Origin of the sequence: Paenibacillus shenyangensis (genome assembly GCF_000346635.1) — a bacterium.
In the GTDB taxonomy this organism is placed as follows: domain Bacteria; phylum Bacillota; class Bacilli; order Paenibacillales; family Paenibacillaceae; genus Saccharibacillus; species Saccharibacillus dauci.
Genome location: NZ_AOIG01000003.1, coordinates 192,367 through 213,850, shown reverse-complemented (window position 1 = coordinate 213,850; position 21,484 = coordinate 192,367). Strand labels below are relative to the sequence as shown.

General features: G+C 46.7%; 27 protein-coding genes. 18 read left to right on the top strand and 9 right to left on the bottom strand.

All coding sequences use genetic code 11. The features are described 5' to 3' along the window. Positions 1-13 precede the first annotated feature (13 nt). The 3 genes from H065_RS0102390 (at position 14) to H065_RS25005 (ending at position 2,525) form a co-directional block, all read left to right on the top strand. A complete protein-coding gene (locus tag H065_RS0102390; RefSeq protein ID WP_017811410.1) occupies positions 14-1,081 on the top strand; it encodes a hypothetical protein in 1,068 nt (355 codons plus the stop codon). A gap of 116 nt (positions 1,082-1,197) precedes the next feature. After that, positions 1,198-1,857 (top strand): nitroreductase, encoded by a 660-nt coding sequence (locus tag H065_RS0102385; RefSeq protein WP_017811409.1) that lies wholly within the window; start codon positions 1,198-1,200, stop codon positions 1,855-1,857. Between the two features lie 191 nt (positions 1,858-2,048). Further along, positions 2,049-2,525, top strand: coding sequence for a DinB family protein (locus H065_RS25005; RefSeq protein ID WP_017811408.1), 477 nt, complete (start codon positions 2,049-2,051; stop codon positions 2,523-2,525). A 95-nt stretch (positions 2,526-2,620) separates the two neighbouring features. Here the strand turns inward: H065_RS25005 and H065_RS0102375 are convergent, their stop codons facing one another. Both H065_RS0102375 and cypC read right to left on the bottom strand, forming a co-directional pair. Next, positions 2,621-3,175 carry a hypothetical protein gene (locus H065_RS0102375; RefSeq protein WP_017811407.1) on the bottom strand — a complete coding sequence of 185 codons (555 nt, stop codon included), beginning with the start codon at positions 3,173-3,175 and terminating at the stop codon, positions 2,621-2,623. Between the two features lie 169 nt (positions 3,176-3,344). After that, positions 3,345-4,631: a CYP152 family fatty-acid peroxygenase CypC gene (cypC, locus tag H065_RS0102370; protein WP_017811406.1), complete on the bottom strand. Its 1,287-nt coding sequence runs from the start codon at positions 4,629-4,631 to the stop codon at positions 3,345-3,347. 242 nt (positions 4,632-4,873) lie between these two features. Between cypC and H065_RS0102365 the strand changes: the two genes are divergently transcribed. From H065_RS0102365 to H065_RS0102320, 10 genes are all read left to right on the top strand, one after another. Then, the gene (locus H065_RS0102365; RefSeq protein WP_017811405.1) at positions 4,874-5,347 is read left to right on the top strand and encodes a GNAT family N-acetyltransferase; all 474 of its coding nucleotides are present in this window, start codon (positions 4,874-4,876) and stop codon (positions 5,345-5,347) included. A gap of 228 nt (positions 5,348-5,575) precedes the next feature. Next, the gene (locus H065_RS28430; RefSeq protein WP_017811404.1) at positions 5,576-5,701 is read left to right on the top strand and encodes a hypothetical protein; all 126 of its coding nucleotides are present in this window, start codon (positions 5,576-5,578) and stop codon (positions 5,699-5,701) included. Positions 5,702-5,866: 165 nt separating this feature from the next. After that, positions 5,867-6,535 (top strand): DUF2238 domain-containing protein, encoded by a 669-nt coding sequence (locus tag H065_RS0102355; RefSeq protein ID WP_017811403.1) that lies wholly within the window; start codon positions 5,867-5,869, stop codon positions 6,533-6,535. A gap of 168 nt (positions 6,536-6,703) precedes the next feature. Further along, a complete protein-coding gene (gene msrA / locus H065_RS0102350) occupies positions 6,704-7,231 on the top strand; it encodes a peptide-methionine (S)-S-oxide reductase MsrA (protein ID WP_026135995.1) in 528 nt (175 codons plus the stop codon). Positions 7,232-7,337: 106 nt separating this feature from the next. Continuing rightward, a complete protein-coding gene (locus H065_RS0102345) occupies positions 7,338-7,943 on the top strand; it encodes a DUF4269 domain-containing protein (RefSeq protein ID WP_238557863.1) in 606 nt (201 codons plus the stop codon). Between the two features lie 103 nt (positions 7,944-8,046). Then, complete coding sequence (locus tag H065_RS0102340) at positions 8,047-8,781, top strand: Bax inhibitor-1/YccA family protein (RefSeq protein WP_017811400.1); 735 nt, start codon at positions 8,047-8,049, stop codon at positions 8,779-8,781. A 286-nt stretch (positions 8,782-9,067) separates the two neighbouring features. Next, positions 9,068-9,355 carry an antibiotic biosynthesis monooxygenase family protein gene (locus tag H065_RS0102335; protein ID WP_017811399.1) on the top strand — a complete coding sequence of 96 codons (288 nt, stop codon included), beginning with the start codon at positions 9,068-9,070 and terminating at the stop codon, positions 9,353-9,355. 48 nt (positions 9,356-9,403) lie between these two features. Then, positions 9,404-9,853: a GNAT family N-acetyltransferase gene (locus tag H065_RS0102330; protein WP_017811398.1), complete on the top strand. Its 450-nt coding sequence runs from the start codon at positions 9,404-9,406 to the stop codon at positions 9,851-9,853. A gap of 130 nt (positions 9,854-9,983) precedes the next feature. Further along, the gene (locus H065_RS0102325; RefSeq protein ID WP_017811397.1) at positions 9,984-10,205 is read left to right on the top strand and encodes a tautomerase family protein; all 222 of its coding nucleotides are present in this window, start codon (positions 9,984-9,986) and stop codon (positions 10,203-10,205) included. Between the two features lie 26 nt (positions 10,206-10,231). Next, positions 10,232-10,870 (top strand): LysE family translocator, encoded by a 639-nt coding sequence (locus H065_RS0102320; RefSeq protein WP_017811396.1) that lies wholly within the window; start codon positions 10,232-10,234, stop codon positions 10,868-10,870. Between the two features lie 56 nt (positions 10,871-10,926). On the opposite strand, the gene H065_RS0102315 is transcribed toward H065_RS0102320, so the two are convergent. From H065_RS0102315 to mnmL, 5 genes are all read right to left on the bottom strand, one after another. After that, a complete protein-coding gene (locus H065_RS0102315) occupies positions 10,927-11,862 on the bottom strand; it encodes an alpha/beta fold hydrolase (RefSeq protein ID WP_017811395.1) in 936 nt (311 codons plus the stop codon). A gap of 105 nt (positions 11,863-11,967) precedes the next feature. Continuing rightward, positions 11,968-12,936: a type I phosphomannose isomerase catalytic subunit gene (locus H065_RS0102310; protein ID WP_017811394.1), complete on the bottom strand. Its 969-nt coding sequence runs from the start codon at positions 12,934-12,936 to the stop codon at positions 11,968-11,970. Positions 12,937-13,039: 103 nt separating this feature from the next. Continuing rightward, positions 13,040-13,429, bottom strand: coding sequence for a VOC family protein (locus H065_RS0102305; protein ID WP_017811393.1), 390 nt, complete (start codon positions 13,427-13,429; stop codon positions 13,040-13,042). Positions 13,430-13,549: 120 nt separating this feature from the next. Beyond that, positions 13,550-14,146 carry a tRNA 5-(aminomethyl)-2-thiouridylate-methyltransferase MnmM gene (gene mnmM / locus H065_RS0102300; protein WP_017811392.1) on the bottom strand — a complete coding sequence of 199 codons (597 nt, stop codon included), beginning with the start codon at positions 14,144-14,146 and terminating at the stop codon, positions 13,550-13,552. Beyond that, the gene (gene mnmL, locus H065_RS0102295) at positions 14,147-15,103 is read right to left on the bottom strand and encodes a tRNA modification radical SAM protein MnmL/YtqA (RefSeq protein ID WP_017811391.1); all 957 of its coding nucleotides are present in this window, start codon (positions 15,101-15,103) and stop codon (positions 14,147-14,149) included. It lies immediately after the preceding gene. Positions 15,104-15,634: 531 nt separating this feature from the next. Here mnmL and trmB point away from each other — a divergent pair. Further along, the gene (gene trmB, locus H065_RS0102290) at positions 15,635-16,342 is read left to right on the top strand and encodes a tRNA (guanosine(46)-N7)-methyltransferase TrmB (RefSeq protein WP_017811390.1); all 708 of its coding nucleotides are present in this window, start codon (positions 15,635-15,637) and stop codon (positions 16,340-16,342) included. Between the two features lie 51 nt (positions 16,343-16,393). Here trmB and H065_RS0102285 read toward each other — a convergent pair whose 3' ends face one another. Together H065_RS0102285 and H065_RS0102280 are read right to left on the bottom strand one after the other, a co-directional pair. After that, positions 16,394-17,527, bottom strand: coding sequence for an MGDG synthase family glycosyltransferase (locus H065_RS0102285; RefSeq protein ID WP_017811389.1), 1,134 nt, complete (start codon positions 17,525-17,527; stop codon positions 16,394-16,396). A 119-nt stretch (positions 17,528-17,646) separates the two neighbouring features. Further along, positions 17,647-18,174: a phosphatase PAP2 family protein gene (locus H065_RS0102280; protein WP_017811388.1), complete on the bottom strand. Its 528-nt coding sequence runs from the start codon at positions 18,172-18,174 to the stop codon at positions 17,647-17,649. A gap of 611 nt (positions 18,175-18,785) precedes the next feature. Between H065_RS0102280 and H065_RS0102275 the strand changes: the two genes are divergently transcribed. From H065_RS0102275 to rplT, 4 genes are all read left to right on the top strand, one after another. Next, on the top strand, positions 18,786-20,030 hold the full coding sequence (locus H065_RS0102275) for a glycosyltransferase family 2 protein (RefSeq protein ID WP_026135994.1): 1,245 nt from the start codon (positions 18,786-18,788) through the stop codon (positions 20,028-20,030). 310 nt (positions 20,031-20,340) lie between these two features. Continuing rightward, on the top strand, positions 20,341-20,838 hold the full coding sequence (infC, locus tag H065_RS0102270; RefSeq protein ID WP_017811386.1) for a translation initiation factor IF-3: 498 nt from the start codon (positions 20,341-20,343) through the stop codon (positions 20,836-20,838). 13 nt (positions 20,839-20,851) lie between these two features. Next, entirely contained in the window at positions 20,852-21,052 is a 201-nt protein-coding gene (rpmI, locus tag H065_RS0102265; RefSeq protein WP_017811385.1) for a 50S ribosomal protein L35, read from the top strand. Between the two features lie 26 nt (positions 21,053-21,078). Beyond that, the gene (rplT, locus tag H065_RS0102260) at positions 21,079-21,438 is read left to right on the top strand and encodes a 50S ribosomal protein L20 (RefSeq protein WP_017811384.1); all 360 of its coding nucleotides are present in this window, start codon (positions 21,079-21,081) and stop codon (positions 21,436-21,438) included. The last annotated feature ends 46 nt before the right edge of the window (positions 21,439-21,484 follow it).

The window sequence follows — 21,484 nt, the reverse complement described above, 5'->3', positions numbered from 1 at the left end:
GGAAGTTTCCCCGATGCTAACGATTACCCGGCAATTGATCATGGAGCTGGAACAGAATACGAGCAGAGAATCCGTCTGGTATGAGACCATGCTGCATATGATTATCAAGTACGGCAATATCGAGGATGCCCATGCGCTGTATCACTGCTTTATTACTCATCCCGAAGACTGGGACTATATTAATCTACTGGAAGGTTTATGTAAGCTGGGTGATCGGGAGCTGGGACTGGAATTGTATCGATGGGCTTTTACAGAAGGCCGGCTGCGTGTTGGACTACCGGGAGATATACTGACTGCCTGTAGTTACCTCGGCGTGCAGGAGGCAGTGGGCAGCCTGCTTCATTATGCGCTCGACGACAGTAAGAGCTGGGAGTGGCAGACTAGAGCCTGTCTTGGACTGCTGCAACTGCAGCTTGATGATAAAGAAGCAGCTATACTGCGAAGAACAATCGAAGAGACAATGGGACAGTCTCTGTTTAATGAGTTTTTGCCTGCTCTATCCAGCCAGGTGGCAGATGCTTCGCTGATTCCGAAGTTATATCACTGGGGAGAACAGCAGGCTTCTATTGACTGCAATGCAGGATTGGTACTGGGTATTGCCTTATATGGACCAGAGTATCGCGAATGGATACGACAGATATTATGGAGTCCTTACTGGGAGGCTCATGATACAGGTACCGGAACCTGTGTATGGATGTATAGAGCGATGAGTCATGTAGGATTGACGTTTACAGATCTGATTGATGATGTACGGCATACACTGACGGATACGGAAGATCGGCAGCGGATGGAATATCAGCTGGATGTACTATACCAGATGTTATGCGAGAAGCTGCAATATCGGAGGTTATCCCTGTCTGTTCTTCATCCTAATCAGGAGACGGCAGAAGAGATTTATCATGCTCTCTATCACTGGAGTACCCCTGACTATGATGATTCGATTATTGGGCTGATCATCAAGCGGCTTGGCATGGATTATTGCGGACTACAGGATTTTTATAATCTTCGGACACGTCTGGAGATGCGAATAGCTCATGATATGGAGACTATATATTTGTTATCACAACATAATCAGGTATAATAGGATAAGCTGCTATTTAATTGTAACTATTATAGTTGTCAGCAATAAAGTGTCTTCTTATTCAGTATAGCTACTTAACCAATCGTCTCCATACATTCAGAGGAGGAATCATTATCATGAGCAATATCTTCGATCAGCGCAAAACAGTTCGTAAATATACATCCAAACCGGTACCTCACGAAGTGTTGATCCGTGTACTGGAAGATGCTCAAAAATCTCCTTCCTGGGCGAATTCACAGCCATGGGAAGTATACGTTGCAACAGGAGAGACGCTGGAAAGATTGCGTACTGCCAATCTGCAGGCCTATGATGAGAAAATTCCGGCTGATGATGCAAATATGCCCTGGCCTGCAGTATGGCCGGAATATATTCAGGAGCGGATGAATGCAGCCTATGCCAAAGTATTCGAGCAGAGCGGCATCGCACGCGACGATCAGCAGGCACGTGAAGAGAACTGGCGCAATAACTTTTACTTTTTCAATGCACCGGTAGCTGCGTTTATCTGTCAGGATCGCAATTTGACGGAATGGTCTACACTGGATGCAGGCATTTATGCCGGTAATCTGATGCTGGCAGCCGCGCAGCATGGACTGGGTTCCACACCGGCAGCCAGTTCGGTATCTTATCCGCATATTTTGCGCGAGATTCTGGGTATCCCCGATCATCAGCGGATTATGGTTGGTGTGATGCTTGGTTATGAAGACCAGGAACATCCGTACAACAGACCGGTAAGTTCCCGTGTACCGATTGGCGAAAATATTCATTTTAGCGAGTAATCGCAGTAATCCAATAGATAATTCTGGCTTATGGAGAAACCTCATGATTTCCGATCATACGTTATCCATGCCTGAACAAAGAAGCTGTCTGCTCATGTAGCGGACAGCTTTTTATTATGTGCTATAATTTTGATAAAGTTGGATTCAGAACATTCTCCGTCTTCACAAATTCCAAGCGAGGAGTGCTGTATATGAATACGCTCAGTCACAGATTGCAGGAACTGGTCATCTATTTTCAGGGGAAATTAAATGATATTCCGCCGGATCTATTTAGCGCCAAACCCCATGCCGGGCAGTGGTCGCAAAAGGAAACTCTTGGGCATCTTTGCGATTCGGCTTCGCATAATTATATCCGGTTTGTCAGTATTGCGCTGTCGGAAGAACCTGTGCGGCTGACCGATTATGATCAGGATCGCTGGGTGGAGCTGAATGATTATCAGAACAGTTATGATCAGCAGGATCTCATTCTGCTCTGGATGACGCGTAATCTGCAGATTGCTACGCTACTGAATCAGATTCCAAAGGAAGATTACGAGAAGACATGCCTGACCCGCAGCGGACAGGAACTAACTCTAAAATGGCTGGCAATGGATTATATCGCCCATATGATCCATCATTTCCGCCAAATGCTCGGGAGTGAACATCTACAGGAGATTTTACCGGACTAAAAACAGCCATTCGGCCCGGTAACAGGCAGGATGACTGTGATTATGAATTTATATCCGGTATAGCCTGGGAACCCGATGGGTCGCGGTCGCTGACATTAGGAATCAGAGGCAGCATCTTTGCTGCGCGTTTCTCCCGCTACCCGCCAGCGTGAAGCATATTTTTCCAATCGGGGATGAAGCTGCTTTGGCCGCTCGGTCAGTACGAGACTGACTTTGACAATCCATTCTTCAAAAGTGGAAAAGGAAGCGAACTGATTGGCCATATCCGGCGTCATCAGGAGAAAGTAGGGGGAAGTATAATGATCGGTCAGTGTGCGCAGAGCCGCTTCGATGGGAGTATATTTTTTGCGTTTGCCTTCCCAGCTCTCGATCATAATATCCTTGCGTCCGGTATCCTGCCGCCATTCATGCAGCCGATCTTCACGTTTGTAAAAAGGAGAGACTGGCGTTTTGGACATTCGTTTGACGGTCTGTTCATGCAGCGGATAGAGAACCAGCCGATCGAAACGCATCTGATCGGCGATAGCTGCCGCCTGTTCCAATTCTTCGTCTGTTGTGTTCTGGAATGAATCGTAGTAGATCAGTGTACCCCTGAACTTCTCGACAGGCGGCTCGTATCCATAGGGGACATGCTGTGTATTATGCGGCATAACAGTTTCCTCCTGAACTATAGGTTATGAATAATATTACCCTATTTCTACAAAATCGTATGCGCCGAATCTATTGAGCAAAAAGCTGCCCCTGCACTATATGCAGCAAGCAGCTTTTGTAAATGCTGTAGGATATGGCAATTATGATGGCACAGTATAGACGTACTACTCAGGACCCGGCATTCTTCGGCTGTACCTGCACATCGCTCATCACAAACCGGCTCTCCGGAATGGCAGGCATCCGGGACAGATCGATGGTCAGATCCTGCGGAGGAACTTCATAAGTGATACGGGTGGTCAGGAACTCCAGACTGACACGCATCACATCAATCGTCAGCCATTCGCCGGCGCAGCGATGATTACGGTAGTGATCGCCGCCTCCCTGGGGAATCAGATCGAACGGACTGCCGCTCCAGTGTTCGAACCGTTCCGGCTCAAACGTATCTGCCTGCTGCCACAGCTTCTCATCATGAGTGGTGCCGTATACATCCAGCAGTACCATCGTTCCTTCTTCAAAAGAATAATCTTTCCACGTAAAGTCTTTGCGTACCTGTGCACCGAGAATCGGAGTGAAGGGATAAAATCGGCGCACTTCCTGTACAAACCATTGACTGTAGGTAGGGTCACCCGTCTGCAATGACTGTACCAGTTTGTGCCGGGCTTCCGGATAGTCATGCAGAGCGACCGCGCTGAATACTACATAACGACCAATCGCTACAATCGGACGAATAATATTGATTAACTCTACAGCTGCCGTCTGGGTATCCAGAAGATTCGCTTCGGTATCACGGTGCCAGGACATGGCGTGGGCTGCTGTCTGTTCCGGAGCCTCCAGCTCACCTTCACGAATCTGCTCAATCAGATGTGATACCCACTTCTCTGTACGGCGGCGAGCCTGCCTGCCGCGGCGATGGCGCATACCTACCGCTCCGAATGACTCAACCATATCACCCAGATCATCAGCGACCTGCTTCACATCGCTTTCCTGCAAAGGAACACCTGCCCACTGACAAGCCGCACGGCACATCACCTGCTGGGCTTCGTCAAATAGTACCAGCTGCTCTGTACTTTGCCACTTCAGCGCAGCCGCTTCCCATTGCTGCTCGACGAGTTCGGCAATTTCATTCAGACGCTCAGGCGACATGAGGGACATGAACAACTTTTTGCGGTGAGCATGAGCCTGTCCATCAAGTGTCTGTACTCCTTTTTCACCGAATAGTGATTTCTGGATACGCTTGGGAATGGCACCGCCGCGCTGGAACAGCTCTTCATTATAAAATAATTCGGCACCTTCCTTGCCACCGATACAGATTGCCTTTTGTCCCAGCATACGGGTCTGGAAAATATCGGACTGGAATTCCTGACGACGTTTCATGGCAAATTCATAACCTTCCGAAAGCAGTCCAATTCCGCCCTCCAGTGTATGATCACGAGGAATAGAGTTGTCATTCGTCATAATAGGCTGTCTCCTTTGTGTAGAAATTCGATATTTTAGATATGAGTGCAAAGTCACGCCAAATAAAAAGAGGTATATAACCAGTGTAATGACCGTTTTGCGCAATCCGTGATGCTGTCATCCATGTATTACCTCTGATCCACTGGCATCTAACATTAATATGGTAAAATTCAGTACGAGCGCTTGCTGGCAGTAATCATTCCATGTATCTCATAGACATTACCGATTCCGAGGAGGAGAATATGATTACATTTGTAAGCACATCACCTGATCTGCTGGAAGTAGAACTGTCGATCATTAATTCCAATCCATTTTACAATCGTATTATCAAAGGCAGGGAACAGCTGACCGCCGAGGAAATACAGCAGGAAGTGGAGGAGACGATACAGCTTGGAGCAGAACGCTATGTGATCTGCAGCGATGATCAGCCGATCGGCATCGTGGAGTACCTTTCATTAAATCCGAATGATGGTTATCCATGGCTGGGACTGTTTATGATCGATAAATCCTGTCAGGGCAAAGGACAGGGTAACCAGGCTTTTCAGGCATTTGAACAGCGGCTGATTCACCAGGGGGTTCAGGCTTTTCGTCTGGCTGTAAATATTGAAAATGAACCTGCACATATATTCTGGAAACGACAGAACTTTCAGTATGTAAAACATTCAATTACACGGGATAATATGGAAGTTATTATCTATGAAAAAGAGCTTAATTGATAACGCAATATTGTGCTTTTTATAGACAAATACAACATTTATTAATGTCTATAATCCCTTGCTGCATATGCGATTAAGCCGTTTTAATTAATATGTTTACACACAGTTAATATAACGATAATTGTCTTAACATATTTTTACAAAAATAGTGATTGACACAATGCCGGCTCCCCCCGTAGAATGTGCTTAAACCATTAAGGTTTTATTTCATTTACGGGAGGGACTCTCATGCTGCAAACCATTCAAAAAGTACTGGAATGGCTGTTCGTCAGCCGAAGCGGGATCTATCAATTTGGTGACGTGTATTGTGAAGACAGCGGTTTTGTCGTCTACATCCCAAGAGAAGAAGAATAATAGCTACAGACATATAATGAATGCCAAATCAGCTGCAGATCCGAGGGCCAAGCCTGGATTTGTGGCTTTTGTTTGTTCTGTTGTATGTTACAATGGCACCACTGAAGATCCTACCTACATAACAGATCCTTTTCATCCTATTCTGCCAAAGGAGAAGTTCCGGAAATGAACAGATTACGTACAGGGAAGAAGCAAAGGCGGGAACAAAAGCTGCATATTGTACTACTGGCTGTGACAGTAGCGGTGCTGGTCTGGTCGGCTATTCATCCGCATGACTGGTTCACATGGATATTGGAAGTATTCCCGGCGCTTATTGGCGGTGCGATTCTGCTGCTGACTTATCGGCGGTTTCAGTTGACGGGTCTCGTCTACAGTCTTATTGCGCTGCATATGATTATTCTGATGATTGGCGGACACTATACCTATGCCGAGATGCCGCTGTTCAACTGGCTGCGGGATAGTCTGCATCTGGAGCGCAATTACTATGATCGACTGGGTCATTTTATACAGGGATTTTTTCCAGCGATGATTGTAAGAGAAATGCTGCTTCGTACATCGCCGCTTCGTCCGGGGAAATGGCTGGTGACAATTGTAATCTCGATTTGTATGGCGATTAGTGCTGCTTATGAATTGATTGAATTTGCAGTAGCAGGAATCACCGGCACAGCAGCCGAAGCTTTTCTCGGTACACAGGGCGACGTGTGGGATACGCAGTGGGATATGACATTTGCCCTGCTGGGTGCTGTCGCTGCCCTGCTGCTGTTCAGCCGCTATCACAATGCCGAGCTGCGTCGCATAGAGCGTTCCCGGACGACTTTCAATGAAGACAGGTAATTTCTCCATGATACGTTATAATGGGGAAGATGACAGGGAAGCAATAGAGAGGCGCTATCTCTGTATCTTCGTCTGCTCCAGGCTGTTCAAGCAGACGTTCCGTTTTGAAAATGGTATGATATAGAGACACCCAATTTACAGCTGAAAGGATAAATCGATATGGCAGAATTGCAAAAAGCAACATTCGCTGGCGGATGCTTCTGGTGCATGGTTACTCCATTTGAGGAATTGCCCGGCATTCATGGTATCATATCCGGTTATACTGGCGGACATGTGAAGAACCCGACTTATGAGCAGGTCAAGACCGGCAATACCGGTCATTATGAAGTAGTGGAAATTACGTTTGATCCGGAGTTGTTCCCTTATGAGCGTCTGCTGGAACTGTACTGGCCGCAGATTGATCCGACCGATGATGGCGGACAATTTCATGACCGTGGTTCGCAGTATCGTACTGCTATTTTTTATCATAATGATGAGCAGCAGGAACTGGCCCAAAAGACCAAAGCGGAAGTTGGAGCAAGCGGACGGTTTGGCGACAAGCCGGTTGTAACCGAGATTCTGCCTGCCGACGTGTTTTATCCGGCTGAAGAATACCATCAGGATTACCACAAAAAGAACACTAAGCATTACAAGGAAGACCGTGAAAAGTCCGGCCGTGATGAATTCATCAACGAGCACTGGGAGAATCAGGGTTAATCCATAAATTTACAGCATATAACGGTACAAGAATCTTTCTTCACATTCCGTCAGGAACGCGAGCAGATACTTTGTACCGTTATTTGTGTGTCATACTGGAGGCAATATGATGAATACATCGGAAGCGATTCTTCGTATAGAGCGTATATTCAGACAGACCGCTTATCTGGCAAGCGGCAATGCAAGGCAACGCTCTGCCTATCAGGTGCTGCAGCATCTGGATCTGTTCTCTGTCCTGTCTGCCTATGATCCGGTACTGGCCGGAACGATTCCACTTGATATTGATATTGGCAGCAGCGATCTGGATATCCTGTGCGAAGTACATGATCCCGATACGTTTGAAGCCATACTGATCGAGCATTATAGTCATATGACCGATTGGATGCTGAATCGCTGTGAAGTAGACGGGTTGATGTGTACTGTTGTACGCTGGATGTATGAAGAATGGGAGATCGAAGTATTTGCCCAGCCTCGTGCAGTCGAGCAGCAAAATGGATTCCGTCATATGGTGGTGGAACAGCGCTTGCTGGAACATCTCGGCGATCAGGGACGTCAGCAGATTCGTCTGCGCAAACAGCAGGGCATGAAGACCGAGCCAGCATTTGCCGACTATCTGTCTATTGCCGGAGACCCGTATAAAGAGCTGCTCCTCCTGTACGAATGGAGCGATGAACAGCTGCAGCAGTTCATCATTCAGGCTAATCTGACATAGTAGATTTGTCTTCGTTGGTGGAGCATTATTCAATTTTCAGGAAGAAATACCGTTAATAATAAAGTATGCATTTTATTCTTAATTGAGGAAAAGAGATGATTTCATGGCTTTGAAAAATCCTGTATTTAACAGCAGGGCATTCTCGGAAGAAAGAGACTATGATCAGAGAGAGTCTATGACCATTGCCGGCGCGGCAGGTAAAGCACTCGTACTGACTATACTGCTCATACTATCCGCTGCGTACACATGGTACTTATTTAACAAGGGTGAAGACATCCGTACTTACATGATCGTCGGCATGATCGGCAGTCTGGTGATTGCACTGCCTACTACATTTTTCCCGAAAATTGCTCCGGTCACAGCGCCACTGTATGTGATTGTCAACGGACTGGCGCTGGGTGGTCTGTCAGCGATGGTCGAGATGGTCTATCCCGGTATTGCGCTCAATGCCGTTCTGATTACAGTCGGTATCCTGTTCTTTATGCTGCTGCTGTATGCAACACGCATCGTACGTGTGACTCCCGGACTGGCTATGGGTATTATGCTCTGTACGCTGGCTATTGCTTTTGTGTATCTGATTAATTTTGTGCTGAGCTTTTTTGGAATGAGTGTGCCTTATATTCATGATACCGGCTGGCTTGGCATCGGAATCAGTGTATTTGTAGTTATCGTGGCAGCTGCCAATCTGCTGCTCGATTTCCGGACGATCGAAGAATCGGCTCAGGCAGGACTGCCGAAATACATGGAGTGGTATGGAGCATTCGGACTGATGGTAACGGTAATCTGGATGTACGTGGAGATTCTGAGACTGCTCAGCAAGCTGGCAAGTCGGGATTGATCCCTTATTCAGCCATCTATAATAAGTAAAATGTAACGTGATCAAAGCCTGCATTTCTGCTGATCTGCTCTTGTGTAACAAGGGTCTAGCCAGCGGGAATGCAGGCTTTTTGGCATGTCATTATCTACATCGGATATATTCGAATAATGATATGGACAAGAATCGGAGATTGACGCTGCTCTTTTTATTCGTCAATATATGGTACAAGCATCTTGGGTTTGCTGCTATTTGGTAACAGCATTGATCAAGTGAGGATTCATTATTTTATTATGGAGGAGGATACATCATGATTCTGGAAGTTGCCATACTGAACGTCAAGGCAGGGCATACCGATGCATTTGAAGACAGTTTTCGCCAAGCCAGCCGTATTATTGCCGGGATGAAAGGGTATCTGTCCCATGAACTGCAGCGCTGTCTGGAGATCGACAATCAATACATACTGCTTGTCCGCTGGGAGACGCTGGAAGACCACACTGAGGGATTCCGCGGCTCGGAGCCTTATCAGGAATGGAAAAAGCTGCTGCATCACTACTATGATCCATTTCCGGTCGTTCATCATTACGAACTGGCTTGATAAGGATAAGCATCATCATTTACGTACTATAATTAAGGAGGAGCCTGTATGATTACCATCTTGCCGGTACAAGCTGATCACACCGATCTGCATCTATTGATCAAGGAACTTGATACTTATCTGATGGAATGCTATCCGGCGGAGTCGATCTATGGATTAAGTCCGGCTGACCCGGCTACCTTTATGATCGCCTATGATGCGGAGGGCAAGCCTGTAGGCTGCGGAGCCATTCGTGCACTGGATGAACAGAGTACCGAGCTGAAGCGATTTTACGTCCGTACTTCACATCGCCGTCAGGGAATAGCCAGCAGGCTGCTGCAGGCACTGGAAGAACAGGCATGGCAGGAGAATTATCGGATTATCCGCTTGGAGACGGGGGCTGCCCAGCCCGAAGCTATTGCTTTTTACCAGCGTCACGGCTATGAACAGATCGAGCGGTTTGGCATTTATGTAGAGGATGAGAGCAGTCTTTGTTATGAGAAAAAGCTGCAAATGTAATGCGATGCTAGCGCACACTGGATGATCAGTATATATTCCGGAGTCTGCCGGGAAAAGGTTGTTTTCCGGGATATATACATGGTATTCTAATTCATTAATCAGACAACTATTCTGGAAAGGGTGAAAAGCGATGCCGTTTATTACTGTCAAAGTGCTTGAAGGCAAAACTGTCGAACAAAAGCGTGAACTGGTACAGAAGATGTCGGAGCTGGTTTCGGATGTATTTGAAGTAGAGAAAGAGAAGATCTTTATCTTTTTTGAGGATCTGGCACCACATAATTATGGCAAGCATGGCGAGTTGCTACCTTATCTGAATGCACCGTCTCCAGAGGAACCGGACGAACAGGCATAGATACTGGTTGAAAGGGGGAGATAGAGATGTGGGGGATTGAACACTACTGGTTGTTTATATTATCTAGTATTCTGCTGAATATCACACCCGGCAGTGATACGATTTACATTTTGAGCCGCAGTATGTTCCAGGGCAAGCAGGCAGGACTTATGTCTGTCTATGGCATTATCAGCGGCTCACTGGTACATACACTGCTGGCTGGACTGGGATTATCACTGATCCTGATGCAGTCGGCACTTGCTTTTAATCTGGTCAAATGGATTGGCGCCGGATATCTGATCTGGATGGGGATTCGGGCTCTGATGGCACGTCAGGAAGAAGGAGAAGCACTTAAGCATGTAGAGCAGCGACCTCTGCGTAAAATCTATCTGCAAGGCATGCTGACCAATGTGCTGAACCCCAAGGTAGCGCTGTTCTATCTGGCTTTTATCCCGCAGTTTGTCAGTCCTGCGCAGCATATGGGTCCGATTCCATTCCTGCTGCTGGGATTAACATTCAGTACAACAGGCTTGATATGGTGCATACTGCTGGTGCTGTTTTCCAGCAAAATGTCCGGCCGGCTGCAATCCAGCCGCGCATCACGTTATCTGAACCGGGTAACCGGAGGGATTTTTGTTCTGCTGGGATTGAATTTGCTGCGTACTTCGCGGCATGTATCCTCCTGAGAAATCAATCGATCCTATCAAATAGCCATCAGACCGGGACGATAACGGTCTGATGGCTATTTGGGTACAGGACAATGACGCTGAAGCCAGTCCAGAATATCTGCAGTAACTTCTTCACGGTTCGTATCATTAAGTGTCTCGTGCCGTGCATCGGGATACAACTTGATCTCGATATCCTGCAGCTGCAATCTCTGATACTGTTCATACAACTTGCGTACTCCTTTGCCATAGGCACCTACCGGATCACGATCTCCGCTGAATAGATAGACAGGCTTGTCTTTTGGAATTCGCCGCATACAATCCGGTCGATGAATCTCGATCAGCAGCTGGAAAAAGTGTACATAAAACCTCACACTGGCAAGCCGCGCACAATAAGGATCATTGACGAACAGTGCCACTTCCTCAGGATCGCGGGAGAGCCAATCAAACCGGGTCGCGCGCGGTCTGGGCAGCCCGCGGTTGAACGGGCCGAATACAAGTGCATTGAGCAGCAGACTGCGATGCATCGGTCCACGCAGACGCCGCTGCAGCTGTGCCAGACGTTCACCAGCCTGGAGCAGTCCACGCGGACCGTTGGTGCCGGAGAGGATAAATCCATCGTATAGATCCGGATGATCATACATCAACTTTTGCACAATAAAGGAACCCATACTGTGCCCGAGAATATAGAGCGGTAGGGCAGCATAGTGCTCATGAATCCAGCGGGATAACAGCACCAGGTCTTCTTCCATCCAGTAAAACCCATTCTCCCCGGGATCACCAAGGTCATCCGGTGTAGCGGCAGTCAGCCCATGCCCACGGTGATCATTGGCATAGACGGCATATCCCTGTGCAGTGAGAGATTGAGCCAGACGATGATATCGGCGGGCAGTCTCGGCCATACCATGTGATATTTGTACAACTCCATGTATATTCTCCTGATCCGGCAGCCATTCATAGATATGCACCTGAATGCCTTCTTCATCCGTCATGCGAAATGTACGTTCCTTCATGAGTGTCATCTCCTTTCCAATCATAAATATAACCTGTACCGGAGGAATTATCACACCGGTACAGGTTAATCTATTCAATCCATTATAAGTTTGTTCCTCTTGGTATTAAGGCAGATAGGAACGGATCACTGTGCAGCTGCCATCCAGCGTGTATTCACCCAGATTGGCAGGCAGCAGGAAGCATTGTCCGCCTTTGAGTGGTGCGCTGCCATCTTTCCACGTAATGGAACCTTCGCCATTGGCAACGACGAGGATGGTGAAGCTCTCCGGCAGAGTGGACAGGCTCCATGAACCGTCGACGATGCCTTTTTCTACAATAAAGTAAGGAGAGGCAGCCAGTGTCAGCCACTGCCCTTCAGACAGACCGTCTGTTTTCATAGTCGTAGCGCCTGCGCCTTCGTAAGCGATCACGTTAAGAGAATCTTCGATGTGCAGTTCACGCGGCTTGCCATCCAGTCCGGGGCGATCATAATCGTATAGACGATAGGTGGTATCGGAGTTCTGCTGAATCTCGGCTACCAGTACACCGGCGCACAGTGCATGTACCGTACCTGCCGGAATGTAAAAAGTATCACCAGCTTCGACCGGAACCTCCTGCAGCTCGTCCATAATCTGATTATTACGAATCGCTTCAGCCAGGGATTCGCGGGTGACGCCATCTTTGAGACCATAAATGATTTTGGCACCCGGTTTGGCATCCAGTACATACCACATTTCCGTTTTGCCCAGTTCACCTTGCGGCAGACCTTCATAATCATCGGTCGGATGCACCTGCACAGATAGATCGTCATTGCAATCCAGCAGTTTGATCAGCAGAGGGAAACGGCCGTTGGTCTCGGATACACCCCGTGTACCGAACCAGTCGCGCCCCAATGTCTCACGCAGCTGATCCAGACTTTTACCGTCCAGCTCGCCACCGATAACCGATGTTGTCCCATTCGGATGATCCGCGATCATCCAGCCTTCGCCAATCGCTCCCTCCGGAATATCCCATCCGAACTGTTCCAGTGCTCTACCGCCCCATACACGTTCTTTGAATTCCGGTTGAAATTGCAGTGGGTATGGCTTCGTCATTAATCTCTCTCCTCCACATGGTTATATAGTTAACATCCACCCCGTATGTATCGTTGTCCTATCCACAGACAACATCAGATGTAAGGCCGGGGCTGTATCCATCTTAACGTGCAGACTGGAAAAATTCCAGACGCTCTCCATCGGGACCGCTGAAAAAGAAGTAGCGACTGCCATTCGGAAGTGTCGTAATTGTCTGATCCAGATTGGACAATTGAAGTCTCTGAATCCGTGCATATTCTTCTTCAATATCGTCTACGGTAAAAGCAATATGATGCACACGGCCTTCTTCGGTCAATGCACCGGTATACCCCTGTACCAATTCCACTTCGGTATCGGTATGACCCCGAAAAGCGAGAAATGCCAGTCGAATCGCATCATCTACATGACCGTTTGTCTCCAGATGCTGAAGCCCGATAACCTGTTCGTAAAAAGCGATAGATTTTTCGATAGAAGTCACCATAATGCCTACATGTTCCAATTTGCGTACTGCCATAATATTTTCATCTCCTCAATTTCATTTAAAATAATGACAGGATCATCCCTTATTTGGATCAGAAGTCTAGCCTGCTCCAGGCAGTGCTGCATCTGCATCCGGTTCGGATCGATTATGCGATCAAGCCTGTTTCTTTTCAATAGCAATCAAATATGGCGCATCACTGCGCTGCAGCTGGCGATATATAATGCACTGCGCCGTAGCAGTAGGAAGGGAAGAGGCCCATTCCTGTACAGCTTCGGCTTCTTCAGATCCGCCGGGATGCCCCGGATACAGTACAATTGTCAGGATGCCCTTTACAGCTAGTAGCTCCAGAGATGTGGTGAGCGCAGGCAGTGTCGATTCCGGACGGGTAATAACTGAAATATCTCCTGCCGGAAGATAACCAAGATTGAACATGACAGCCTGCAGCCGTCCGTGAAGCTCTGCTGGGATATGATTCGCCATCCGGTCGTGACTGCCTAGGATCAGTTCGGTCCGGGCGAGCCTGCCAGGATGCTCATACCTGCCGAGTCGTTCCTGGGTACGATCCAGCGCCTGCTGCTGAATATCAAAGCTGTATACAAGGCCACTCGCACCAGCCGCCTGAGCCAGCATCAGTGTATCGGCACCGGTGCCGGCTGTAGCATCAACAGCTATCGCCTGGCTGCCTGCCGTACTGCCCAGACGCTCGGCAACTAGTTTGTGGGCAAAGCTGAGTACAGACAGAAATCCCATTTAACGTCCCCTCCAGTACTTGCCCTGCCAGGTATCACGCTGTCTGAGCTCCCGATCGATCGAATTCAGAACTTCCCATTTATTCAGACTCCACATTGGGCCGATCAGTAGATCGCGCGGTGCATCGCCAGTCAGCCGGTGAACGATCATATCCGGCGGCAGGAATTCCAATGTATCAACGATCAGTTTAATATATTCATCCTGATCCAGGAATCGCAGCAAGCCTGCTTCGTATTGCTTGACCATCGGTGTCTTGCGCATCAGGTGCAGCAGATGAATCTTGATGCCCTGCACATCCATATTAGCTACAGCCCGTCCGGTATCCAGCATCATCTCGTGGGATTCCTGCGGCAGTCCATAGATAATATGGGCACATACCCGAATACCGCGCGCCCGTAGTTTGGCTACGGCTTCTTCGTAAGAGTGGGTGTCATGAGCGCGATTGATAAGAATAGAGGTGGATTCATGAATCGTCTGTAGGCCCATTTCCACCCATAGATAGGTTCGTTCATTCAACTCTGCGAGATAATCAACCACATCATCCGGCAGACAGTCAGGACGTGTAGCGATTGCAAGACCGACAACGCCCGGCTGCTCCAGAATGACTTCATAATATTCACGCAATTCTTCTACAGGTGCATAGGTATTGGTATAAGCCTGGAAATAGCCAATATACTGGGCATTTGGCCACTTCTGGTGCTGCCGATCACGGATCGTATTGAACTGGGTGACCAGATCATCACGGCGTCTGCCGGCAAAGTCGCCGGAACCCCGTGCACTGCAAAAGGTACAACCGCCTTTGGCAATGGTACCATCACGGTTGGGACAGGTGAAACCGGCATCCAGCATCACTTTGAATACCTTGGTTCCAAACTGCTCCCGCATCTCGGTGTTCCACGTATGGAATCGTTTATCCCCCCACAGAACCGGGGACTCTGTCTGTTCTATAGTAACCATACTGCAAGCTCCTTCATGGTATATCCATATTCTGATTATTCCGCCAATCAACAGTTTCTATTGTAACAAAAATAAATCACCGCCGGGTAGAAAAACAGTCCTTTTACTATAGTAAAAATAGACGTGGAATGCAGTGATTCTGCCCATAGCTGTGTGACGGATATTCCCTGATCAGACGGGACAACTGCTTATACAGATCCCAAAATGAAAAAATAAATGACCTGCGTGTCATATTGCTGCAAAATGGTTAATAATAGGTGCACCTAGCTTAATTTCTTAACTGCATCGTGGCTACCGGGGAAAATGGATTTGATTTTCCGGCAGAAAATGGGTAGACTATGAATGCTTAAATTTGTTGGACCCCAATTCCAAATATAGAGAGAAGGATTTCCTTATGCTGTTCGCAGGATAGGGAAATCCTTCTTTCCTTTGTGCACTTTTTGGCAGATAACTCTTTACATTTCCCGTTTTCTTCGTCAAAATAATTCCGTACGAAATAAAGATGAGAATTATTCAAATCGGAGGACGAAGATGCGTTTAAGAGGTAGAAAAGGGATTCGCGAGGATCTGGAGCAGCAGCAGGATCTGGTCGTATTGAACCCTGAAGCTTATAAAGGAAAATGGCGTGAGCGTTTTAACAATGATTATCCGATCCATGTGGAATTCGGAATGGGTAAAGGACGCTTCGTCAGCCAGATGAGCGTGAAGAATCAACAGGTTAACTATATCGGCTTTGATATGTATGATGAATTGGTGCGCCGCGCTGCAGAGAAGACTCGTATTGCCTGGAATGAAGCAGAACTGGGCGATCCAACCAGTATTCAGCTGGCACTAGCGAATATCGAGAATATCGAAGATATTTTTACACCAGGCGAGATTGAACGGGTCTATCTGAATTTCAGTGATCCTTGGCCGAAAAAAAAGCATGGACGCCGTCGTTTGACGCACCCGCGCTTTTTGGAGAAATACTGTCGTCTGCTGAATTCCCGTGGACAGATTCATTTCAAGACGGATTCGGAGACATTGTTTGAGTTCTCGATTAATTCATTTGCCGACTATGGTCTGCAGATGACCAATATCAGCCTGAATCTGCACCGTGACGGCATTAATGAAGAGCATGTCATGACAGAATACGAAGCCAAGTTTATGGGTAAAGGGATGCGCATCCACCGCTGCGAAGTGATTGTAGGACAGGATGCATTGAACGAATACCAGCAGATGCGCCTCGATAAATATTGATTTATTGTTCTATTTAAATAGGAAAAAACACAATAAGGTCTTAACCTGACGTCAGGTTAAGACCTTATTGTGTTCCACCATATCCATAATACTGCGTGCACATTCAGTAGGATTATAGCGGTCGATTTGCTCCAGCTTGAGCTGGCGCTGCATGACGACAGCATCATAATCATTGATCAGCAGTTCCATCCACTGGGTAACGACATGAATCGAAGTAATCGGTTCACCCCAGCCTTGTTCTGTAAAGTAGCGCGAATTCTGTTCTTCCTGACCAGGTAGCGGATTGTAAAAGAGCATAGGGATTGCCTTGGCTAATCCTTCCGTACATGTCATTCCGCCTGGTTTGGTTACGAGCAGATCAGAGACTTCCATCAACTTATCAATCTCTTTGGTATAACGGACGAGATGAATATTCTCATGGCTGAAGTTCAGATCCTGCTGTGCTCGCTGGTAAGCTTTATCGTTGCTGCCGAAGCAGAAAATAAATTGTACTTTGTCTGCGAAGCTGGTCAGATAGGCATTGACGGCATCGTCGCTCATCATTCCCCAGCCGCCGCTCATAATCATGACGGTAGGCATATCTTTGAGGCCGAATCGCATCCGGATCTCTGCCTTGCTGGGATGTTCCCAGAAGTTCGGATGGACAGGGATGCCGGTAACCTTGATCTTGGAGAAAGGGATTCCGCGCATCATGAGTTTGGAACGTACTCCATCTGTAGAGACCAGATAGCGATCTACTTCGGGAATAATCCATGTTCCATGTGCATCATAGTCTGTAATAACCATGCATAGCGGAATCGGCATACCCAGGCGTTTCAGCCGGGAAATAACCGCACCCGGAATCGGATGTGTACATACGATAATATCTGGCCGCAGCTGCCGAATGACATTCTGGGTATGAGTATAAAAAATCCGATGCAGCGCCAGTGTAGCCAGACGATTAATCGATTTTTTATATTGGCTGCGATACATCATGCGTACAAGCTTCGGCTGCGAGACAACCGTTTTTTTATAGGCGGTGATAATGAGCGGCGCTACTTTGGGATTGAGGAAACTGCCGAGCTCCAGCACTCTGGTTTGTATATTCGGTGAGATTTTACGCAGGCTGCTGGACAGCGCGTAAGCAGCTTGTGTATGTCCTGAACCAAAACCTTCCGACAAGAGCAGCACTCTGTATTTTGACACGTTCATTTCACCTTTTCTGCAAGGTATTCTCAATTAATTAAGTAAGGTCGTACAGGCAGCAATTCAGCATGTCTGTAATATAACTGTAACAATGTTACCATACTGTTACAATAACTGCTTTAAGGCCATAATGCAACTGTACCAAAAGCAACCGCCGATCCGATCAATGCCCCAACGAGTACATCCGACGGATAATGAAGTCCCAGATACATACGGGACACCGCTACAATTAGTGCCAGTGGCAGCAGAAACGGGATGGTGTGCACATCTGCCAGCATGAATGGAACGGTTACCGAGAAGACCGCTGTCGTATGCCCTGACGGAAAAGAGTGATCCGTCAATGGGTTACGGAAGGTAATGGTCTCCGGTATGGCGAGATACGGACGGATACGTGGATATAGTTTTTTGACGATAGCTACCGGAATATGACTGATAGCTAGTGCAACAGCAGCATGCAAGCCGGCCTGATCCCATGGGGAAGGTGCCAGCAGCCATATGGCCAGTGTAGCGATAATCGTAAAAGTGGCTCCGCCCAGATTCGTCAGATAATAAAAGAAAATGTTGAGAAACCGATTATGAAGCCTGGTGTTAAACCATCTGAAAATATACTGCTCCATGGTTTGTAAACGAATAAGGAACTGACGCATGAGAGACCCCCGTATATATTGCCGTTGTCGGCTTAGATTAATCATATTTTTATTCTTTAACCATTTCAAGCATTATAACGTTAACCCAGCGTTAAATCACACATAATCTGTCATTATTATTCTTACCCTCTAATTGGCTGGCTCATTCATTTTGGCTTGAGGCGTATTATGGAGTGATCTGTTGCCCATGATTCAACCGAAATTAATCGGTTTATAGAATGTCAGGCAACATGTTGCCTGGTTCCATTTCCCAAATTCCACTATAAAATTAAGGCTAAAGACATGAAAAGCGAGCAAAACCAAGATATTATACCATAAAACGCTGATAGACCTCGCCTTGGAACCTTTTCGTCGTGTTTGTCGTCATAATTATAGAGTTTTTCACAGCATACTGCATTTGGTACCTTTGACAAATGGACAAAAAGTGTGCAAAATCTTTATGTCTGCATGCAAAAGTTTCATGAGGCTTACATCAATTACCTGGAATTATGAAATTTGAGTCATTTACAAAACAGATATTCAAAAAATGAAATGTTAGACACAAAGAGAACACAGTCGTCACGGTTTGAAGGGGTTTCATATGAAGGGGGTCACATATTCTCATGGGTAATATCTTGGATACAACATTTATAGTGCTGCAGATTTTGCTGGCACTGATCGCTGTCTACCAGTTTGGTTTTTCTTTATTCGGGATTATCAAACGCAAAAAAAGACCGGAGCATGCTCCGAAAAAGTCATTTGCGATTCTGGTAGCTGCACATAACGAGGAGAAAGTTATTGGCGCACTGATGGAGAATCTGAAAGAAATGGATTATCCGGAAGAACTGTACGATGTATTCGTTATCTGTGATAACTGTACAGACGGTACAGCAGATATCGTAAGAAGTCATGGTATGAATGCTTGTGTACGTACGAACCCTAACCAGCGTGGTAAAGGGTATGCGATCGAGTGGATGCTGAACGAATTGTGGAGCATGCCTCGCCAGTACGACGGTATCGTGATGTTCGACGCGGATAACCTGGCTGCTTCGAACTTCCTGAAAGAAATGAACAACGACATGTGTGAAGGTGCACGTGTTATCCAGGGTTACATCGATACCAAAAACCCGGAAGATTCCTGGATCACTGCAGCTTACGGTGTATCGTACTGGTACATCAACCGTCTGTGGCAGCTGTCCCGTCATAATCTGAATATGGCGAACTTCCTTGGTGGTACAGGTATGTGTTTTGAAAATGAACTGCTCAAGGAAATCGGCTGGGGCGCAACCAGTCTGGTAGAAGATCTGGAGTTCACTATGCGTTGTGCCGAAAAAGGCATCTATCCAAAATTCAGCTACGATGCCAAAGTATTCGACGAGAAGCCACTAACATTCAAAGCTTCTTCCCGTCAGCGTCTGCGCTGGATGCAGGGTCACTTTACCGTAGCACGTCGTTATTTCTTCCCGCTGTTGTGGAAAAGTATCAAGGAATTCAATATCATCAAGTTCGACCTGGCGCTGTACAGCGTTAACGTCTACATCGTGTTGATTACATTCCTGATGACAGCTGCCGTATGGATCGATACAGCTATTCTGGGTGGACCTCATATTGCTTCGGTATACAATTACATGCCGATGTGGGTCGCTGTTGTAGCCATCTTCGCCAATGTAGTTACTTTTATCCTGGCGATGGTTCTGGAAAAAGTGAAATCGTGGAAAGTGTATATGTACCTGCTGCTGTTCCCAATCTACGGATTGTCCTGGTGGCCGATTACCTTCTACGCGTTCTTCACACAGAACAACAAACAGTGGAGCCATACAGAACATACACGTGTGGTACGATTGGATGAAGTACAAGGTAAACAAAGTTCTCTGTAAGTCGGAGATCATTATATAGACAGTCATGGACAGCCTGCATAATTATTTTATGCAGGCTGTTGACTTGTCTAAGACTACGTGCTACAATGTTCAAGTGTGTTATTGAGAACGTTAATGAAAAGCAGAAGCTTGTCTTCTCACCTGACCGATCTTTTATCGGCTGGTTCATTGGTCTGTAATTTATCGACAATTATTTGTCATGAATGTATACTGATCAAGGGATGCGGGTGATGAGACCTGCATCCCTTTTTATTTTGTAATAGTAGTATCTATTATATCTTGGAGGTGGAAGGTTATTAGTAAAGAACATATGATCAATGACGAAATCCGGACAAAAGAAGTACGTCTGGTAGGTGCTGACGGTGAACAAATCGGAATTACGCCGACTCGCGAAGCATTGCAAATGGCAATCGATCTGAATCTGGATCTGGTTAACGTTGCTCCGCAAGCGAAGCCTCCGGTATGTCGGATTATGGACTACGGCAAATTCCGCTACGAACAGCAGAAGAAAGAAAAAGAAGCACGCAAAAATCAGAAGATTGTTGAACTGAAAGAAGTGCGCTTCCATGCAAATACGGAGGAACATGATTACCAAACCAAACTCCGTAATGTAAACAAATTCTTGAATAATGGCGACAAGGTGAAATGCTCGGTCCGCTTCCGCGGTCGCGAGATTGCACATGCAAATATTGGACAAAGAGTCTTGGAACGCGTAAGAGATGAAGTTGCAGATATCTGTACTGTAGAGCGCCAGCCCAAACTGGAAGGCCGCAGCATGATTATGATCTTGGCGCCGAAAAATAACTAAGGGGGATATTCAAATGCCTAAAATGAAAACTCATAGCAGTTTAAAAGGACGCTTCAAAGTTACAGGAACTGGTAAAGTGAAACGTCACAAAGCTTTCAAAAACCACTTGCTTTCTCACAAATCCAAGCGTCAAAAACGTGTACTGGGAACTAGCCCACTGATGGCTGCTGGGGACGTTAAACGTTTGAAACAAGGCTTAGCTAATCTTAAATAATTTAATTTTCCGGGAGGGTTATCAATATGGCACGAGTTAAAGGCGGATTCGTCACACGTCGTAAACACAAGAAATATCTGAAACTGGCAAAAGGTTACTTCGGTTCCAAACACCGTATTTTCAAAACAGCAAAAGAACAGGTTAATAAATCCCTGCTTTATGCTTACCGTGACCGTCGTCAAACAAAACGTAACTTCCGCAGACTGTGGATCGTACGTATCAATGCAGCAGCTCGTCTGAACGGACTGTCTTACAACAAAATGATGCACGGCCTGAAACTGGCTGGTGTTAACATCAACCGTAAGATGCTGGCAGACCTGGCAGTTAACGATGTAACTGCGTTCAACTCCCTGGCTACTGTAGCAAAAGAAAAAATCAACGCGTAATTTAGGTTGCGTATTATAAAAGGCTATCTATTTATCTATTCACTGG

What these genes read in the sequence shown, in the direction of transcription:
- H065_RS0102390 (WP_017811410.1), top strand. Translation starts at nt 14, where the DNA reads ATGCTAACGATTACCCGGCAATTGATCATGGAGCTGGAACAGAATACG.
- H065_RS0102385 (WP_017811409.1), top strand. Translation starts at nt 1,198, where the DNA reads ATGAGCAATATCTTCGATCAGCGCAAAACAGTTCGTAAATATACATCC.
- mnmM (WP_017811392.1), bottom strand. Translation starts at nt 14,146, where the DNA reads ATGGGATTTCTGTCTGTACTCAGCTTTGCCCACAAACTAGTTGCCGAG.
- H065_RS25005 (WP_017811408.1), top strand. Translation starts at nt 2,049, where the DNA reads ATGAATACGCTCAGTCACAGATTGCAGGAACTGGTCATCTATTTTCAG.
- H065_RS0102355 (WP_017811403.1), top strand. Translation starts at nt 5,867, where the DNA reads ATGAACAGATTACGTACAGGGAAGAAGCAAAGGCGGGAACAAAAGCTG.
- rpmI (WP_017811385.1), top strand. Translation starts at nt 20,852, where the DNA reads ATGCCTAAAATGAAAACTCATAGCAGTTTAAAAGGACGCTTCAAAGTT.
- H065_RS28430 (WP_017811404.1), top strand. Translation starts at nt 5,576, where the DNA reads ATGCTGCAAACCATTCAAAAAGTACTGGAATGGCTGTTCGTCAGCCGA.
- trmB (WP_017811390.1), top strand. Translation starts at nt 15,635, where the DNA reads ATGCGTTTAAGAGGTAGAAAAGGGATTCGCGAGGATCTGGAGCAGCAG.
- rplT (WP_017811384.1), top strand. Translation starts at nt 21,079, where the DNA reads ATGGCACGAGTTAAAGGCGGATTCGTCACACGTCGTAAACACAAGAAA.
- H065_RS0102305 (WP_017811393.1), bottom strand. Translation starts at nt 13,429, where the DNA reads ATGGCAGTACGCAAATTGGAACATGTAGGCATTATGGTGACTTCTATC.
- mnmL (WP_017811391.1), bottom strand. Translation starts at nt 15,103, where the DNA reads ATGGTTACTATAGAACAGACAGAGTCCCCGGTTCTGTGGGGGGATAAA.
- H065_RS0102330 (WP_017811398.1), top strand. Translation starts at nt 9,404, where the DNA reads ATGATTACCATCTTGCCGGTACAAGCTGATCACACCGATCTGCATCTA.
- H065_RS0102345 (WP_238557863.1), top strand. Translation starts at nt 7,338, where the DNA reads ATGATGAATACATCGGAAGCGATTCTTCGTATAGAGCGTATATTCAGA.
- H065_RS0102340 (WP_017811400.1), top strand. Translation starts at nt 8,047, where the DNA reads ATGGCTTTGAAAAATCCTGTATTTAACAGCAGGGCATTCTCGGAAGAA.
- H065_RS0102375 (WP_017811407.1), bottom strand. Translation starts at nt 3,175, where the DNA reads ATGCCGCATAATACACAGCATGTCCCCTATGGATACGAGCCGCCTGTC.
- H065_RS0102365 (WP_017811405.1), top strand. Translation starts at nt 4,874, where the DNA reads ATGATTACATTTGTAAGCACATCACCTGATCTGCTGGAAGTAGAACTG.
- H065_RS0102310 (WP_017811394.1), bottom strand. Translation starts at nt 12,936, where the DNA reads ATGACGAAGCCATACCCACTGCAATTTCAACCGGAATTCAAAGAACGT.
- infC (WP_017811386.1), top strand. Translation starts at nt 20,341, where the DNA reads ATGATCAATGACGAAATCCGGACAAAAGAAGTACGTCTGGTAGGTGCT.
- H065_RS0102280 (WP_017811388.1), bottom strand. Translation starts at nt 18,174, where the DNA reads ATGCGTCAGTTCCTTATTCGTTTACAAACCATGGAGCAGTATATTTTC.
- cypC (WP_017811406.1), bottom strand. Translation starts at nt 4,631, where the DNA reads ATGACGAATGACAACTCTATTCCTCGTGATCATACACTGGAGGGCGGA.
- H065_RS0102315 (WP_017811395.1), bottom strand. Translation starts at nt 11,862, where the DNA reads ATGAAGGAACGTACATTTCGCATGACGGATGAAGAAGGCATTCAGGTG.
- H065_RS0102325 (WP_017811397.1), top strand. Translation starts at nt 9,984, where the DNA reads ATGCCGTTTATTACTGTCAAAGTGCTTGAAGGCAAAACTGTCGAACAA.
- H065_RS0102335 (WP_017811399.1), top strand. Translation starts at nt 9,068, where the DNA reads ATGATTCTGGAAGTTGCCATACTGAACGTCAAGGCAGGGCATACCGAT.
- H065_RS0102320 (WP_017811396.1), top strand. Translation starts at nt 10,232, where the DNA reads ATGTGGGGGATTGAACACTACTGGTTGTTTATATTATCTAGTATTCTG.